Annotated in this window: 17 protein-coding genes; 4 read left to right on the forward strand and 13 right to left on the reverse strand. The window is 43.1% G+C overall.

Annotation, left to right across the window (positions count from 1 at the left end; all coding sequences use genetic code 11):
* Together KNQ05_RS15845 and KNQ05_RS14240 are read right to left on the reverse strand one after the other, a co-directional pair.
* Positions 1-191, reverse strand: a 191-nt coding sequence (locus KNQ05_RS15845) for a P-type ATPase actuator domain-containing protein (RefSeq protein ID WP_353048698.1), incomplete at its 3' end; no start/stop codon positions are given.
* A 59-nt stretch (positions 192-250) separates the two neighbouring features.
* The gene (locus tag KNQ05_RS14240; RefSeq protein ID WP_214805826.1) at positions 251-772 is read right to left on the reverse strand and encodes a cation transporter; all 522 of its coding nucleotides are present in this window, start codon (positions 770-772) and stop codon (positions 251-253) included.
* A 14-nt stretch (positions 773-786) separates the two neighbouring features.
* Between KNQ05_RS14240 and KNQ05_RS14245 the strand changes: the two genes are divergently transcribed.
* The 3 genes from KNQ05_RS14245 to KNQ05_RS14255 all read left to right on the forward strand — a co-directional run bounded on the left by KNQ05_RS14245 (position 787) and on the right by KNQ05_RS14255 (position 2,617).
* Positions 787-1,929 carry a copper resistance D family protein gene (locus tag KNQ05_RS14245; RefSeq protein WP_214805828.1) on the forward strand — a complete coding sequence of 381 codons (1,143 nt, stop codon included), beginning with the start codon at positions 787-789 and terminating at the stop codon, positions 1,927-1,929.
* A 197-nt stretch (positions 1,930-2,126) separates the two neighbouring features.
* A complete protein-coding gene (relB, locus tag KNQ05_RS14250) occupies positions 2,127-2,351 on the forward strand; it encodes a type II toxin-antitoxin system RelB family antitoxin (protein WP_026829710.1) in 225 nt (74 codons plus the stop codon).
* Positions 2,348-2,617, forward strand: a complete 270-nt coding sequence (locus KNQ05_RS14255; protein WP_047395636.1) for a type II toxin-antitoxin system RelE family toxin — start codon at positions 2,348-2,350, stop codon at positions 2,615-2,617. The genes relB and KNQ05_RS14255 overlap by 4 nt, the downstream gene beginning before the upstream one ends.
* 529 nt (positions 2,618-3,146) lie before the next feature.
* Here the strand turns inward: KNQ05_RS14255 and KNQ05_RS14260 are convergent.
* From KNQ05_RS14260 to KNQ05_RS14280, 5 genes are all read right to left on the reverse strand, one after another.
* Positions 3,147-3,875, reverse strand: a complete 729-nt coding sequence (locus KNQ05_RS14260; protein WP_035413038.1) for a GntR family transcriptional regulator — start codon at positions 3,873-3,875, stop codon at positions 3,147-3,149.
* 82 nt (positions 3,876-3,957) lie between these two features.
* Positions 3,958-5,379: a glycoside hydrolase family 1 protein gene (locus KNQ05_RS14265; RefSeq protein ID WP_214805830.1), complete on the reverse strand. Its 1,422-nt coding sequence runs from the start codon at positions 5,377-5,379 to the stop codon at positions 3,958-3,960.
* A 47-nt stretch (positions 5,380-5,426) separates the two neighbouring features.
* Entirely contained in the window at positions 5,427-6,764 is a 1,338-nt protein-coding gene (gene celB / locus KNQ05_RS14270; protein ID WP_029343446.1) for a PTS cellobiose transporter subunit IIC, read from the reverse strand.
* Between the two features lie 12 nt (positions 6,765-6,776).
* Positions 6,777-7,109: a PTS sugar transporter subunit IIA gene (locus KNQ05_RS14275; protein ID WP_214805832.1), complete on the reverse strand. Its 333-nt coding sequence runs from the start codon at positions 7,107-7,109 to the stop codon at positions 6,777-6,779.
* A gap of 5 nt (positions 7,110-7,114) precedes the next feature.
* Entirely contained in the window at positions 7,115-7,411 is a 297-nt protein-coding gene (locus KNQ05_RS14280; RefSeq protein ID WP_029343448.1) for a PTS sugar transporter subunit IIB, read from the reverse strand.
* Positions 7,412-7,558: 147 nt separating this feature from the next.
* On the opposite strand from KNQ05_RS14280, the gene KNQ05_RS14285 reads away from it, so the two are divergent.
* Positions 7,559-9,352 (forward strand): type I phosphomannose isomerase catalytic subunit, encoded by a 1,794-nt coding sequence (locus KNQ05_RS14285; protein WP_214805834.1) that lies wholly within the window; start codon positions 7,559-7,561, stop codon positions 9,350-9,352.
* A 375-nt stretch (positions 9,353-9,727) separates the two neighbouring features.
* On the opposite strand, the gene KNQ05_RS14290 is transcribed toward KNQ05_RS14285, so the two are convergent.
* From KNQ05_RS14290 to KNQ05_RS14315, 6 genes are all read right to left on the reverse strand, one after another.
* Complete coding sequence (locus tag KNQ05_RS14290; RefSeq protein WP_214805836.1) at positions 9,728-10,093, reverse strand: HNH endonuclease; 366 nt, start codon at positions 10,091-10,093, stop codon at positions 9,728-9,730.
* Between the two features lie 209 nt (positions 10,094-10,302).
* The gene (locus KNQ05_RS14295; protein ID WP_214805838.1) at positions 10,303-10,950 is read right to left on the reverse strand and encodes a hypothetical protein; all 648 of its coding nucleotides are present in this window, start codon (positions 10,948-10,950) and stop codon (positions 10,303-10,305) included.
* An 82-nt stretch (positions 10,951-11,032) separates the two neighbouring features.
* On the reverse strand, positions 11,033-12,244 hold the full coding sequence (locus KNQ05_RS14300; RefSeq protein WP_214805841.1) for an aspartate aminotransferase family protein: 1,212 nt from the start codon (positions 12,242-12,244) through the stop codon (positions 11,033-11,035).
* Between the two features lie 34 nt (positions 12,245-12,278).
* A complete protein-coding gene (locus tag KNQ05_RS14305) occupies positions 12,279-13,397 on the reverse strand; it encodes an aldehyde dehydrogenase family protein (protein WP_214805843.1) in 1,119 nt (372 codons plus the stop codon).
* A gap of 64 nt (positions 13,398-13,461) precedes the next feature.
* Entirely contained in the window at positions 13,462-14,511 is a 1,050-nt protein-coding gene (locus tag KNQ05_RS14310) for a nucleotidyl transferase family protein (protein WP_214805845.1), read from the reverse strand.
* A 59-nt stretch (positions 14,512-14,570) separates the two neighbouring features.
* The gene (locus KNQ05_RS14315) at positions 14,571-17,726 is read right to left on the reverse strand and encodes a non-ribosomal peptide synthetase (RefSeq protein ID WP_214805847.1); all 3,156 of its coding nucleotides are present in this window, start codon (positions 17,724-17,726) and stop codon (positions 14,571-14,573) included.
* Positions 17,727-17,781: the final 55 nt, after the last annotated feature.

Raw genomic sequence — 17,781 nt, forward strand, 5'->3', positions numbered from 1 at the left:
ATGTCGAACGAACGATCCATGTTGAGCGTTCCGGCAAATACGTGATCGCCTTCCTTCTTATCGACAGGAATCGATTCGCCCGTGATCGGTGCTTGATTGATGGTCGTCGTCCCGTTCAGGATCGTGCCGTCCAGTGCAACCTGATCACCTGGTCGAATCCGGAGGATTTCTCCGACTCGCACCGCTTCCACCGGTTTACGTCTAACGTCCCCGTCCGTCAGCACGAAGGCTTCCTTCGGAGACAGTTCGATCAGTTTCTGAATGGAATTGCGCGTCCGCGCAAGGGAGCGATTCTGAAGCAAATTGCCGATGGCTCGAGGAAGACGACGGTCGCTCCCTCGAGCCACTCCCCGATACATGCGGCACCGATGGCTGCTACGCTCATCAATACTTTCATGTCGAGTGAGCGGGCACGGACGGCATAATAGGCACTCCGGAAAACTCTCCCCCCACTGAGGATCAAGGCGATACCGTACAAAACATTCGGAAGATACGCTACTCCGCTCGTTTGGATGAGCAATCCCAGACCAATCAAAATCCCGGACAGGATCAAGGAGATCCCCTCGAACGACCGGACCGGTGCCTCGGACGTTTTCTTTCCCTTGACGTATCCATCGAAACCGATCTTGTTCAGCTCGCTTTGGACTTGTCGAGCATCCAGCTGATGGTCGATTTCCATCTCCCCACGGGCAAACGAAACTGTGACGGTCTGGACATTTTGCATCTTTTGAAAGTGTTGTTCGATCGTCTTAGCACAGCTACTACAGTCCATCCCGGAAACGGTGAATGTTTGGACGAGCTGATCTGATTTATCGGGAAGGGGCGGAAGCGATGACCGCGCTCTATCTGATCGGCGATACGCTCCTCTACGGTTGTCTTGCGCTGTTGATCGGTTTCTTTTCCGTCCAGCTCATCCCTCGTTCTTACCGACCTGACGTATCGCTTTCAATCCGCTGGGTTCGCATGCTCATCGTGCTGATGCTGTTATCCTTTTCCCTGTCCGTCTTACGAATCGTACTGTATTTATATGAAGAGATCGGTTTTTGGATAACACTGCAATCCGTGTTACTTACATTCGAGGCAGGGAACGCTTGGATTCTGATGGCTCTCTGGAGTGTACTCCTTCTCATCGTCATCAATCGTTCATCACTCAGTCCTGGACGTATAAAACTAGGGGTATTCCTTGTTATAGCGATGGTCGTTACGTTCGCGTGGTCCGGGCACGCCTCTAGCATCAAAGGGGCAGAAGGCATGCTCGTACATTCTATTCACGCACTCGCCGTCTTCATCTGGACCGGTGGATTGCTCATACTCGGCTTTTGGAGTCCATCAGACCGTAACTGGGGCATCTTCCTCGAATGGTTCAAACCACTCGTGACGCTATGTTTCTTACTGATCGTCGGTTCCGGCATCTATCTGATGTCTGTCGTCGTGCAGGTAGAGGAGTATTCCGATTCCTGGATTTTACCGTATGGACAAGCCTTACTCTGGAAACACGTCCTGATTCTACCCGTGCTGATCATCGGTATCATGAACGGGAAGTGGAGTTACGCGTCTCCTGAACGATCGTTTGAAGTCCGACGGATGCGGATGCGCATGGAAGGCATCTTGATCCTGCTTCTCTTCACAGCGACTGCGTGGCTCGGTCAACAGGAACCCCCTCACTCGATCAAGGATACTCTTCAATCCAGCGGGGCTGGTCCACTGTCAGGGTTTCTTTTCCCTAGCTTGCGTTTCACCTATTCTGATATCCGGTTCGAGCCGACCATGATATCCCTCTTCTTGATGGCAATCAGCCTCCTTTTCGTGGGATTGTTGGTGTACGTCATCCGATCAACCCAAGACTCCATCAAGACCCTCTATCTTGGATTAGGCGTCTCGATCTCATTATTTTTCGCAGCGTTGTATAGTATTTCCGTGTATTTATGATCCTCCACATGAGCATTTCAGCGTGTGCGACGTCTTATACAAAAAGAAAGGCATGCGATACAGCAGTCTTTCTTTTTTCATACTTATTCATCATTTTCATACTAGTTATAACAGGTTCAATCCTATTTTAAATCGGTGCCATTTCTAGACTACTACTGGAATATGTATTACAATGTATTACAAAGGAGCTGATAATCATGAGTACCATTTCCGTACGTCTGGATGACCAGGATACACGACTCATCAAAGAATATGCGAAGGCAAAAAACATCACGATTTCTACACTCGTTCGCGATGCCGTCCTCGACCGCATCGAAGACGAAATCGATTTACAACTCTATCATGATTCGATGGCAGCACACCGTAAAAAATCAGAAGCGATCTCTTTCGACGATATGATGAAGGAACTTGATTTAGAATGACAGCATTTACGGTAGAGTTTGAGCGCGGAGCTCAAAAGTCTCTCAAGAAGATGGATCCTCAACAAGCGCGGATCATCATGTCCTGGATCAAGAAGAATCTGGTCGGGACGGATGATCCGCGTCGTCACGGTAAAGGACTCGTCTCGAATCGCTCGGGTGAATGGCGGTATCGCATCGGTGATTATCGTCTGATTGCTGACATTCAAGATGAAAAAGTCGTGATTTTGATTCTCGAGATCGGGCATCGTCGTGATATCTATAAATAAGACAGGTAGAACTCACATCTGAGGAAATATGTGAGTTTTCTTTTTTTGTTTTTAAAACGACCGTTATGTATACAAAAATGATTATTCTCTCACAATGATATATCTAGCTGATTGATTGTGCTATTAAGAGTTCTATAAACTCATCTTTTTATCAATGTGCTTTAAATAACCTGGAATACGTATTTACGATAAAAATTATTTTTTAAATTGTGTTTCGTCCAACCGTTGTTAGTCAAAAAATATATAATTCTTTTCAGAGCTCCAATCAGTCTTTTTAAACAACTGTATGAAAAGAGGCTTCTCTCTGCATTAATATTTTGATCAATATCAATCAAAACGGACTTTTCTTCATCTACCTAATTATCAACGATTATGTTCGTAAAAATAGCTCTAAAGAGCATAGAGAAAAGCGTATACATTTCGATGTCGAAATATGTATACGCTTTTCTTATTTATTCATAATCGAACTTTCTAATAGCATCTTCAAGTCCACTCAGAATGAAAAATGCTCATCCACTTGCCCCATCATTCATCGACCGATGTGGACGGAAGTGAAGACGAACTTATCGTAACGGTGCCTCGAGAACGAGTACTCGAACGGCTTCCCGTTCCCGAGGAAGACGACTTGCTCGACCTCGATGATTGGATCGGTCTCCTCGTTCCCGAGATAATCGCGGTCCCACTGGTCCGGTTTATCCGCGCGGATCATCTTGTGTGAGCTCGTGATCGTGTAACCGAGGTCCTCCTGGATGTATCGATAGATCGAACTATCGAGAACCTCCTTCGTCACACCAGTAATCAACGAGGAGGGCATGAACGTATGCTCGATCACGTAAGGTTCGTCATCGACATAACGGACGCGCCGGATTTCATAGACGGGATCCGTCTTCTCAATCATCAGATGACGGGCGACCTCTGCATCCGGGAAGCGTACCTCGAACTGGAGGACCTCACTCCTGACGGCCCGCTCGCCGAGCAGCTTCGTCAACCCTTGGGATTCTTTGTTCAACACGTTGATCCTACCCTGCGAGAAGCTCGAAGGCAGGATGAAGGTCCCCTGTCCTCGCTGGCGATAGATGATGCCTTCCGATACCAGGATTTCGAGAGCCCGCTTCATCGTCATCCGGCTGACCGCGAACTCCTCCGCGAGTTGGATCTCGTCCGGCATCGCTTCCTCGACATCATAACCTCCGTTAAGGATTCGTCCGCGCAGTTCATCTGCGATTTTCTCATACTTTGGTTTCTTTTTAGTAGACATGATTACACCCCATGTATAGACATATACGTATAATATAACAAAAAAGGATGACCAGGGCTAGATATACCCTGATCATCCTTCCTCATCTCACGAACCCATTCTCTTCGATCACGCGCTTGAACCAGTGACCACTCTTCTTGACCGTCCGGCCCTGACTCGTAAGGTCCACGCCGACGAAGCCGTAGCGGTTCTTGTAGGCGTTACTCCAAGACCAGTTGTCCATGAAGGTCCAGAGGTGGTAGCCCTTGACGTTCGAACCTTCCTCCATGGCTAGATGCACCCACTTCAGGTGCTCCGCGATGAAGTCGATCCGGTAATCGTCCTGGATGCTGCCGTTCGCGTCGCGATAGCGTTCCTCCCCTTCGACCCCCATCCCGTTCTCCGAGATGAAGCACTCGATGTTCCCGTAGTTCTCACGAAGGTTCGTCAGGATGTCATAGACGCCCTTCTCGTAGATCTCCCAGCCACGATGACGGTTCATCTTCCGCCCTGGCATCTCATAGTAGTCGAACAGGTGCTCCGGCATGAACGGTGCCTTCGGGTTCGGGAGATGTTCCTTCACCTTGATTCGTCTCGGCTGATAATAGTTGATGCCGAGCAGGTCGACCGTGTGGGTCGCAATCTTCTGTCGATCCAGTTCCTCCATCAGAGGAAGTGCATCCTGTTCCTTCAACAGGTCTATCAACTCTGACGGGAATGTCCCGAGCACGGACGGGTCTAGGAAGGAACGGTTGAACAGGATGTCCGCCAGATGAGCGGCTCGTAGATCCGCCTCGTTCTGGCTTCTCGGATAAGACGGCGTCAGGTTGAGGATGATGCCAATCTTACCAGCCTGGCCCGACTCCTTATACGCCTCGATGGCAAATGCACTCGACAAGATCGAATGATAGGCGACCTGGACAGCGCGCTTGAAATCCACCACGTTCGGATAATGGAAGTCGTACAGATAGCCCCCCTCGACCGGGACGATCGGTTCGTTGTGCGTGAACCATTTTGTCACACGGTCCCCGAACAGCTCGAAGCAGACCTTGGCATAGTCGACGTAACGTGCGACAACATCCCGGCTCTCCCAGCCACCCTGATGCTGCAACGCGAGCGGCATGTCGAAGTGGTACAGGTTGACGAAAGGCTCGATGCCGGACTGGATCAGCTCGTCAATCACGCGGTTGTAGAAGTCGACGGCGAGCGGGTTGACCTCTCCTTCCCCGGTCGGGAACAGACGGGACCAGGAGATTGACATCCGGAACGAGTTGTGCCCGAGTTCCTTCATCAGGGCGATGTCCTCTTCGTACTGGTGATAGAAGTCGGACGCCACCGTCGCACCGACGCCGTCGAAGAAACGATTCGGCTCCTGCTCGTACCAGTAGTCCCAGATGTTCGGTCCTTTTCCTCCCTCATACGCAGCGCCTTCCATCTGCGTCGCGGATGCGGCCGTCCCCCACCAGAAGTCGGTCGGGAAGGTATACTTCTTCTCCTGCACGGTCGTGTTCTCTGTCTGATTCATCCTATGCACATCCTATCTATAGTTGTTTTTCACTCAACCGACGTCGTTCAGCCGATTTGTTCCTTCTTCTCCTGCGTGGCGTTCGCCTCCTCGCGCTCCTTCTTCAGGTTCAGTCGATCGATGAAGACGAGGAACGGGAACCATACCGCCATGATGATGGCGAAGTTGACGAGCTGTAACAGACCTCCGGCGAGGGAGTTGGTCGCCATCATGCCGCTGATGAACATCGGGACGGTCCACGGCACGGCTACGCCGGTCGGAGGCGGGACGATGCCCGTCGACATGGCGAAGTATGTCACGGTCACCGTGATCAATGGTGCGACGATCCATGGAATCATGATCAACGGGTTCATGACGATCGGGAGCCCGAAAATCATCGGTTCGTTGACGTTGAAGACACCAGGCCCGATCGATAGTTTCCCAATCTGCTTCAATTGCTTGGAGCGCATGAACAACAGGATGGCGACGACCACCGCCAGCGTCGAACCGGATCCCCCGATCCCGACGGTGTAGATTTCGATGAACTGCTTGCTGATGATGTTCGGGATTTCTCCGTTCGCGGTATAGGCGTTCAGGTTCTCGAGGGACAGCGTGTTCCAAATCGGATCCATCACCGAGTTGACGATGACCTGTCCATGGAGACCGAAAAACCAGAACAATTGGACGAAGAAGATGGCAATCAATGTCGGGACGAGACCGTTCCCTAGGTTGACGAGTGGTTTCTGGACGAGATTGAAGATGAGGTCATGTAGGTTCGTGTCCAAAAGTGAAGTGACTGCGATGTTAATCCCGAGGAAGACGGTGAGCGTAAGTAATGCCGGTACGAGTGCCGAGAACGATTTGGCGACCGCGGTCGGTACACCAGCCGGCATCTTGATTGTCCAGTTCTTCTGGACGATGAAGCGATAGATCTCTCCTGCCAGGAATCCTGTGATCATGGCAAGGAACATGCCCTTCGCGCCGAGTCGGTCGAGCGGGATGACGTTACCCACCGGATCCGTGACGTTTTCGACCGAGACGAAGAACGGCGTAAGTAATAGGAACGAGACGAGGGCGATAACACCACCGAATACAGCTTCGACCTCATAACTTTTGGATAGATAATAGCCAATCCCGAAAACGACGAACAATGACATGATGCCCATCGTCGCGGATGGTGCATTCCCGAGCGACGTCTTGAAGGCATCGAGCACTCCAGGGGACATGAACTTGTCGAGAAACGGTAGGTTGGCGACGACGACGATCAAGGAACCGAACATCGTAATCGGGAAGGCAAGCATGAATGCGTCACGTAACGTCTGCAGGTAGCGACTGTTGTTCAAGAATGCCGCCATCGGCATCAGGAAACGGCTCAACAGGTCGAACCACTTACTATTCTCAGTCATCTCAAACACTCCTTATCGTTTTTTAGAGAACTTATGCTCCATGAGCTCGATGAGCCCGGCCGTCAGATCCAGCATCGTCTGCGTCGACATCAGATGGTCCTCTGCGTGTAGCAACAGGAGGGACAGCGTCGTCGGTTCACCGCTCGCTTCCTTCTGGACCTGCCCGAAATGGACCTGATGTGCTTCTTGTAGTTGAGCGCGTGCATCCGACAGCAACCGCTCGAACTCCTCGAACGTCCCTTCCTTATAGGCTTCGATCGCCTCACGAATCGTACTTCTGGCATTCCCGCTGTGTAGGATCATCATGAACGCGACTTGCTCGATCGTCTGTTCGTTCGTCTGCATGTCGTTCACCCCATCAACTTCACGGCTTGTTCATAGGCCGCTTTTCCGTCCGCCATGCCGTACGCCATCATGTCGATCACCTCGACGGGCTTGTCCGTCGCCTGCTGGAACTTCGAGAGAAGGAACCGCATCTGTGGTCCGATCAATATGACGTCGGCGCCATCCATCTCCTTCATCGCCTGGTCCTGTCCGACCGCCCAAATCTTCGCTTCTTCTCCGATGCCCTTCGCATGCTCCTGCATCTTCGACACCAGGATGCTCGTCGACATTCCTGAACTACACGCCAACATGATTTTCTTCATCTGAAATCTCCTCCTTATTTGTAATCGCTTACAAATATGATTATACGTATTTTTTATTTCATGTCTATACTTGATATTTAATTTGTTTATTTTTATTTTATAAAAGTGTAGAGTTGTAATTGAAAATAGGATGAAGGAGGAGTTAGCATGCAGGAAGCGATTTATTTCGAACCAATCGTCAAGGAACGGATATGGGGCGGACAGAGACTTCTCGAGTATGGATTTTCCATTCCCGAAGACATTCCGACGGGAGAGGTATGGACACTCGCGAGTCATCCGGACGGGACTACGCGCGTCAAATCCGGACCTTTCGTCGGTCTCGATCTGGAAGAGTTGTGGTCAAACCAACCTGAAATCTTCGGCATGGAGACGGATTCCGATTTCCCGCTCCTGTTGAAGTGGATCGATGCCTCGACGGACCTATCCGTCCAGGTCCATCCGAACGACGCCGATGCAAGATGTTATGAGCAACAACCTTACGGAAAGAACGAATGTTGGTACATCATCGATTGTCCGGAGGACGCTTCGCTCATCCACGGTCATTCCTTGTCCTCCCCGGAAGAGTTCGACGAGGCCGTCCGTCAGGGGACATTGTTGCAGTCATTGCATCACGTACCGGTATCGAAGGGTGACTTCCTCTATGTACCGGCGGGGACAGTCCATGCCTTGACCGAAGGATGTGTCGTCCTCGAAATCCAACAGAACTCGGATACGACCTATCGTCTGCACGACTATGATCGTCTCGATCCAGTCACCGGCACTCGGCGCACACTCCACATCGAACAGGCCCGTCGCGTGATACGGTTCCCTCACTATCGTTACTTAGAGCCTTCCGTCCCGTTGTCCCCATCCAGAAGACGGTTGACGCGGAATCCTGATTTTTTCGTCGAGGAGTGGACCATCCGTCAGACCCATGCACTAGACCCGAGTCCGTCGTTCCGTATCATCACCGTCGTCGAGGGGACCATCGAATTGGACGACGTCGTGTTATCGGTCGGGGCGACCGCACTCCTCCCTGCCGGCAACGAGCATGTCGTCTCCGGGGACGGTCTCATGTTGGTCACCGGACCTGCTCCGAAGACGACGAAGCCATTCCGGATCGGTGTCGACCTCGGTGGTACGCAGACACGCGTCGCCGTCGTCGATCAGGAGAACGTCATCAAGCAGTTGTCCTTCCCGACTAATCCGGTCGCCGGCCCTGAGCAGACCATCTCGCACATCGAACATGCCATCCGATACTTCTCGGAAGAGTTCTATCTGACGAACATCGGCATCGCCGCACCTGGTCCACTCGACGCGAGGACCGGACACCTGTTATCCCCACCGAATCTGCCTGGCTGGGACGACGTCGACCTCGTCACCCCCATCGCCTCCCGATTCGGGCTCCCGACCCATCTCGAGAACGACGCGAATGCAGCGGCGCTCGGCGAGGCGTTGTTCGGAGCAGGACAGACATCCTCTTCCGTCTATTATGTGACGGTAAGCACCGGAATCGGTGGTGGCTATGTCCATGAGAAAAAGCTCATTCGCGGGGCCAATGGGTATGCGGGAGAAATCGGCAACACCATCATTGATTCATCCGGGCCCGTCCATCCGGTTCTCAACGTCGGATCCCTCGAGGGGTTGGCGAGCGGCACCGCACTCCAATCACGTGCCTTGGAGAAGGAAGCCTCGTCCATCGAGATGTTGCTCACCGTACCCTCAGAACGAATCCGGTTCATCAACCACTTGGCGACAGGGCTCGCGAACATCATCCATACCATCGACCCCGAGGTCATCATCATAGGAGGGGGAGTCACAGGATCTGCAGTTGTCTTCTGGGAAGAGTTGATCTGTCGAGTCCGCGAGCTCGTCTATCCTGCTCTTCGTCCGAGCATCGAAGTACGTCTCGCGACGCTGGAGGGTCATGCGGGGGTCATCGGTGCTGCCCATCTCGGCTGATTCTGATCATGTCAAAGAAAGTCTCGAACATCGCACTCATTGGCTAATCAATCGTAAGTGATGTTCGAGATTGAATGTATTAGTTAATAATGAATTAGAGAACAAAAAAAGATTGTATACATTTCGACATCGAAAAGTATACAATCTTTTTATTTAAGATTAGAAATCGACGTGCCGTATATATAAAGGAATCAGGCACTAGTATGAGTAAACAAGTGGACCTTTATTTTATTTTAAAAGAAGATGATATACACAGATTCCAATCAATCGATTGATTGGATAAAAAGTCATAGAACTAGAATTATTACGCAGATTATACGGTTGGACCTCTTCAGAAAAATGAAGTCGTATACGGCTCATCATCATTCGTGATGTTCAATGCCTTCTTCCTTCTAATATTTCAATCAACTGTTCGACCGTCAAAACTTCATCTTTTTTTCTATGAATCATTCTATGGCAGTTAGCGCACAACGGGATTAAATCAGTTCTAGGATTAATTTCAGCGGGCTCTTCGAGCCCACTCAATTGCTGGATATGATGGATTTCGATATACTCCTTCCCACGTTCTCCATAGACGGCTTCAAAATCAAAACCACACGCCTTACAGATGACGCCATGCTCTTTGATTGCCAACAATCTATTTTTAGGATTGCGCTCGTAGCTCTTGACATATCGATACTTGATTCCGCCATCGACAAATCGTCCTTCTTGCACGTCTTCCGACGCGACGTCTAGATTCACGACTTGCTCTAGCCTCTGCGAATCCTGAGCCTTTTTCAAAAGTTCGATTGCAATCCTGAAATCTTGATCATCATTTTTACTGTTGTTATTTTTATTGGAATTAAATAGAGCGTATACATTCTAATATCGAATGTATACGCTCTTTAACCTATTTTTCTTAGTTTTTAGTTGTATATCTGAACGAAGATATTTTATGTTTATTTAATCTTTTATCCTCCCCATGACGGAAATTCTTTTTTATGATCACTTAACCAATCAAGCTGAATTTGCTTTAGGGTATTAATCAGATTTAGCAAATTGTCCGAATACATGTTGAAAAAAAGTTCGGAAAACTTCAACATAAAATGAATCAAGAATATACATGAAAAATAAATTACGAAATAAATGATTAACTCCTCGATGGATGTACTACTTTTATTTGCAAATAATGCTATAAGCGTAATTCCTATAGCAACGTAAGGGATTGTTACGCCGAATTTTTTAATACTTTTATCTCTTTCTTCTGTTATAGACTTAATAGCTATCTCGAGTTGAGGCACATTAGTAATTTTAAAATCTTTTTTCAATTTGCGTTCAAGTTGTCTTTGATAATCTTTATTGTCATAAAGAAAATATTCTGTGTTTTTTTCTAAATGATCGATATAAAGAAACATGCTACTACCGCTTAAAATTGCCAGTACAAATAAAATAAATGACGTAATATTGTCGACAACACCACTTAAATTAAATAAAAAAAACGTGCTACCCATAAAAATAACCATTAAAATCACACTAATAGCGAACTCTTTCGTCTTAAAATTTCTTTTGATTTTTTGTGGTTTATATGTGTTTTTATGAAAGACAATTAATTTCCTCATAGACAACTCTCCCTGATTACTTTGAATAAAATTAAGGATGGGGTTATTTTAAACCATCATCCTTAATTAAATCTTACAGTCCTTACTTACACTCTTTCAGCTCGGTTAACGCTTCAGAGATTTTCAATTCAATCTCTTCAATAACCTCTTGATGTACTGGAGAAAGGAATACTGTTTCCGTACATAATGGTGGGAATACAATACCTTTGCTAGCTAGCTTTTGAATAAATGTTGTATACGTTTTAGAGTCGTGGTTAGGACTAAGTCCTTGCTCGAACTCTTCACAGCCGAACGCAACAGTTAGCATAGAACCGACTCCTTGTACACTAGCGTGTAGATCTAGTCTATCAATCTCATCTCGAATATGCTTCCGTAGTCGGTCACCAAGAGCGTTCACCTTTTCATGAATTTTTCCGTCAGACAATCGAGAATAGACGTGCTTAGCAACAGCTAAAGCTAAAGGATGTCCATTAAAAGTCCCAGCAAAGAATACATTTCCTACTGGCATGAATTCGTTCATAATGAACTCCTTACCACATACTACAGATAGGGGAAGAGCATTTGCGATTGCTTTAGAAAACACCGTGAGGTCTGGAGTAACGTTATAATAACTTTGTGCCCCACCCACATGAATTCGTGTTCCAGTTACCACTTCGTCAAAAATCAAAATAGTATCAGTTTCACTGCAAATTTCCCGTACCTCATTTAAATAATTTTCGCGTGGAGGCGTACAACCAGAATTTGCTAAGATTGGTTCTAAAATAAATGCAGCGTACTCTTTTGATTTTAATTTTTCTTTTACATAATAAATATCGTTATAAGGTATGAAGTCAACGTTTGCTTCTGTAATCTTGTTTACGCCTGCACTTTTAATCACACCTTCGTGAACACCATGATACCCTCCTTTAATTGTAAGAATTTTATCTCGTTTCGTATGAGATCTTGCAGCACGAAGCGCATATGCAACTGCATCTGAACCTGTAGTTGCGTATCGAACTTTTTCTGCGGAAGGAATGAGTTTATGAATTGTTTCTGCTAATTCCAATTCAACGATTGGCGGGTTAGAGAAAAACCATCCATTAGTAATTGTTTTTTTGATTACATCAATAATTTGTTCGTCAGCATGACCAAAAAGTAAAGCGCCGTACCCCATCCATAAATCGATATATTTTCTTCCACTCGTATCATAAACATATGCTCCTTGTCCTTTAGATACCCATTTCGGATAATTTTCTGGGAAAGAAATTGGAGAATTTGTTCCACCAGCTAGTAAGTTTGGAAGTGTGTCTAACATTATATTTACCTCATCTCATTAAATTTTAAGTTAATTAATTGAATACATATCCTTCTCGTACAAAGGTCTTATCTGTGAACTTTTCAATCCATGTACTCGGTCCAGAAGTGCCACTCTTACCTAAACCACCCCAAGGATCTGTCAAATACACTCTTTCTGGATAATCATTTATAAGCAATCTCGCACTCTTATAGTCATTAGCAAAGTTACTAATGTCTTCTTTTGAACTTCTTGAGAAGACTGCCAAAGATAGCCGATACGGATTAGTCAACATACTTTCTTTTAATACTGTTGTATCACGATACTCTGTCCACCAAATTTCTGAAGAGAACGGTGTTTCTCTATAGTCAGGTGTATCAACATGTTTCAAAACTGGGGTCTTAGTCACTTCTGTCTTCAAGTCGAATGAATCACCAACTACGACATTTTTTATCATTTGTTGAAAAGCATTTAAAAAATGATCTTTAACATCGGAATGGACATAAACGCCTTTAATAGATTGACAAATTTGCCCATCGTGTCTAACTAAACTGTCACCAATTGCATTAACTGCATGCTTAATATCTTCTGGTGATAGTGTGTTGTCTAAAATTGAAATGTCATGACCTTCTGCTTCAAAAGCAAATGCTACATCATTTTCTAAGCACATTTTTCCAATTTCTTTACACGTTTTATATGAACCAAACCAAAAAACGAAGTTACTTTTTTTAATATCCTCTTCAACAGCTTCACGGTTCTGATCTGCTAAAGAAATTTGATTTTTTGTAAAACCACTTTCTTGTAGCATATTAACAATACGCATCATCAGTTCTCGGTTAGTCCCTGCTGATCTAATCTTTACATCATTACCCATCATTAGAGCCACACATACAGGGATGATCCCTACAATTAAAGGCTCGTTAGCTGATAGACCGATAAAGATTTTTCCTTTCGGTCTTAGATTTTCATCGTTTCTAATTTTTTTCGACAGAATTAAATTCTCAACCGCTTCACACGCGTGTTTTACGTCCTCATTATGATATTTTAGTGGCGTTCCGCTGTTTTGAGCTGCGAAATAAGCTAATTCTTGTGAAGCATCTTTAACTTTTTTTATAAACGCAGATAGTTGATTAGAGTAATCTTCTCTCTCGAAGAAATTTTTGATTTCATTCATTCATATCACACCATTTCCTGTTAAATTGTAGTTCCTGTGTAATTAAAAAAGTTTTAACTTATTTTCAATTATTGATTTTATTCATATTTATCCATTCAACAAGTTCCGGTTTATTCTGAAAATAGCTTTGATAAGTAGAAATTCGATTCCACAGATGATACGTCACAAATTGTTTTAACTCTTGAGGTCCAATAATATCTTTTTCGTAGAGATCACATAATTCATCAAAGCTAGAAATGATTGCTTGTCCTTCAGGTCTTAAATTAATCGATACTGGCTTTTCTTTAATCCAAGGCCATACAGAATATTTACATAATTCAATCAATGGATTGTCACTGATTTGTTGAATCGGAGCATATGTTTTTTTAATTTTCTTCGCAATGCTACTTTGTGATTCATGAATACAAATTCTTGTTTTGGAGGTGCTTTGCGACAACTCATTTCCCATTAGATCATGTCCTAATTTTGCACTAAGTACGATTGGTTTTTTAAATCCAATCTTAGGTAATATTTTCCTAGCGAGAGAATACACTCTCAATTGTCCAGAATCACCAAAAGCAATTTGTGCTTTGAAATAGATTAAATCCACAATTTGCATTAAAGATTGTACTAAGTCAGAAATCTTGTTGTTTTCAAATGTAGGAACAGTTTTAGATACATCAGAGAGATTGCTTTGAACAAATGCATTATGCAATAGTTTTGTATATTCTTCTGTAAATTGAAATGAAGAACCGAAAACATAATTAACATTATCTAAGCCGATCAAGTCTTTAAAGTAGGCATGATAGTATTGGCTTTTTATAGATGTAAGATCATTATCATTTTGCTTGGCTAATTTGAGGTGAATGTCTGCTAAGATAATAGTATGTTCAAATCCAGCACTTAATAATTTTTTTTGATTTAAAAGTAACTTATCATACCCTAAATGAATCGGTGCATTTGGTGAAATTCCCCATAAAGAATGAATACTTTCATTAGTTAATCTCGATTTTTCTAATGACTTTTTAAGATCCTCGACTCCTAGCACACTTTCATTAAATTCAGTATCTTGAAATTGATCTAAAATCGAGTTTATGTTGTAGTCTATTGCGCGATCCAAAATCATGTTTGTCATATTGAATTCACCATACTTTCGTCCGAATTTATTCGGTATTTTCAAATACATTGAACATATTAAAAAGTAATTTCCATATCAAAATAAGGTTGCTCTATATTTGGTTCTAAATAGTCTTTTATTTTTTTATCGTCGTTTTCAACTATCTCCTCTAAAAGACTCACATAGTCTTCTATAACACTTCTCATTGTCGATTCTTCATAAAGATTGTTGTTATACTCCATTTTCAAAATGAGCTTATCGGAGATTTTCTCAACATACATTGTATTATCGAACTTTGATGTGTTCTTTGAGACTGCATCTACAGTTACTTTGCTGTCACCAAGATAAAATTCGGTGTTCTCTTTCTCTTGATAGGCAAACATAGAATCAAACAATGGATTTTTAGCCGGGTTTACGGTAACTTTCATTGAACGTAATAATTGATCAAAAGGGTAGTTCTGATATTCAATAGCCTTTTGAAAAATGTTCTTATTTTTCTTAAGTTGACTTCTTAACGACTCTCCCATACCTATTTCAAACTTGAGTACAAGGGTGTTCGTGACCATTCCTACAAGGTCATGAGATGCTTGAACTGTTCGACCGTTTATTGGAGCTCCAATGACTACATTTTCTTCATCCCCATATTTAGATAATAAAATTGAATATGCGGATAGTAGTAACATATAAAGTGTGACTTTGTTGCTTCTCGCTACTTCTGTGAGTCGAGCACATATTTCTTCGTTTAAAATGTAGCGGATTGTAGTTCCATTGAAATTCATAATGGTCGGTCTTTCGTAATCCAGTGGAAATTCTGCATGTGGCACTTTAGGATTATCTAAATGATTGATCCAAAACTTCTTCTCATCTTCAAAGCAAATATTTTTGGTTCTGTCATTTTGCCATTTTGTATAGTCTCGATACGAAATTTCAGCGCGTTTTAATGGTTTATTAGTGATAGTGTTTTTAAATTCTTCTAATAATATTTCTAACGAAACTCCATCAACAATTACATGGTGAAAATCCATAAACACATATGTTTTGGAAGCAGCTATTTCATAAATCTTAAATCTAAATAACGGATCACTTTCCAAATTAAATTTTTTAACCTGTGCTTTGATCACATCATCCACATTCTCTTCTTTTAACAATAAATGTTCTATTTCGATAGATAATTCACTATGAACTATTTGAAATAGTGTTGATCCTTCAAATGAAAAAGTAGTTCTTAGCGATTCATGATTTCGAACTAGCATCTTTAGAGACTCTTTAAGCTGATCGATACTCACTTCACCTTCGATTTTAATCAGAATTGGTAAATTGTATGCTAATACTTCTTCATGTACTTTAGAAATTGTATACAATCGAATTTGTTCAGAAGATGCAGGATAAGTCAAAGGAAGATCTTGGTGCGTTAATACACATTCGTTTTCAGGATTACTTTTTGTTTTTTCTACGTATGTAGCTAATTTATCTATGTTAGAATTCTGAAAAATGTCTTTTACAGAGATTTCAACATTCAATTCTTTAGACAAGTCATTAGCTACTTTCATTGCAGCTAATGAATGACCGCCTATTTCAAAAAAATCATCAGATAGATCAATGGCATCGATATAAAGATGCATTTTCCATATCTGAAGTATCTTTTCTTTTAAAGCACTAGGTTTTGATGCATGATTCTGTGTAGTACTTTCAGTAGAAATAGATGCTTCTAGTAGACGAACGTCTAGTTTACCGTTCATTGTCAATGGTAATTTTTCAATTCGATATAGCTTTGAAGGAATCATATAGCTAGGAAGATAATCTAAAAGGTAGTTCATCAAATCTTTAGGTGTGACTTCTGTTTTAGAAGTATAATAGCCAATCAAATGATTAATGCCGTCTTCCATCGTTTTAACCATCACTACAGCTTTACCAATAAGATCATGAGATTGTATTGCCCTCTCAACCTCTTTAGTTTCTACTCTATATCCTCTAATTTTTGCTTGACCATCGTCTCTCCCTAAAAATTCAATTTCACCTCTTTCATTTTTTCTGACGAGATCTCCAGTCTTGTAGATTAAACCCATTGAATTTTTTGGATTATTTATAAATTTTTCTTTTGTCAGCAGTAAGTTATTGATATAACCTAATGCCAACCCTTTACCACCAACGTAAAGTTCCCCTTTTTCGCCATCTTCAACTTCTCTACCTTCATTATCTAAAATTAGAATATGGACGTTATTTATAGGCTTTCCGATTGGAATAGGATCATGGTAATCTTCTACGAAGTTCGCAATACATCCGATTGTAGATTCCGTTGGTCCATAGTGGTTTAAAATCGAGATCCCATCATTATCTTCAGAAATTTTTTGTACAAGTGATCGTTCGAGTTGTTCTCCGCCAAAAATAATCAATCGGAGCGTTTTCAAATCAAAATGTCCTACAATATCAAACATGACCTGAAATAAAGATGGAGTAGACTTTATATAGGTGATCTTCTTTTCTGATAAATACTTAATTAATTTGTGCGGATCCAATATTGTATTGAGATCAGGTAAATATAAACTTGCTCCAGAAATTAATGCTGAAAATAATGATGTATATGATAGGTCGAATGAAACAGAGGTTAACAAAGCTGCATTATCTTTTTCTGTTATTTTTACTTTTGGCAAGAGCCATTCAAAATAATTAGATAAACTATCATGACCAACCATAACTCCTTTTGGTGAGCCTGTTGTTCCAGAAGTATAGATTACATATGCTAACTGGTTTTCTACTATATATTTATCACTTGTTTGACGATTCTTTTCTGAATGAGAATGACTGTGAGTGAGTTTTTTAACATCAAATTTATAAAAAGTTGATGATTCATTATCGATCAATTTCATATCTTGGGCTGTTACTAAGCACACCGGTTTACTATTCTCAATAATCTTTGCTAATCGATACTCTGGTTGACTGATGTCTAAAGGTAAGAATGCCCCACATGCCTTCCATACTGATAACATTCCAATTATCGACATCATCTTATCTTCTAATTTAAGTGCCACTAAGGAATTTTGCTGTATTCCGTTCTCTTTTAATCTACAAGAAAGTTTGTTTGCTTCTTCATTCAGTTCTTCAAAAGTCAATGTTTTATATGGTGATGCTAAAGCTATTTTTTGAGGATGTATTTTCACTTGTTCTTCGAAAAGAGCGAGTAACGAAAGCTTTGATATCTTTTTCTCCTCCGTAAAGTGATTAATTGATTTCATTTTTAGACACCCCTAGAACTTTTCATCTAAATTATGCTTAATTTAAAACAATTTT

This window comes from Exiguobacterium sp. s125 (assembly GCF_018618605.1).
GTDB classification, from domain to species: domain Bacteria; phylum Bacillota; class Bacilli; order Exiguobacteriales; family Exiguobacteriaceae; genus Exiguobacterium_A; species Exiguobacterium_A oxidotolerans.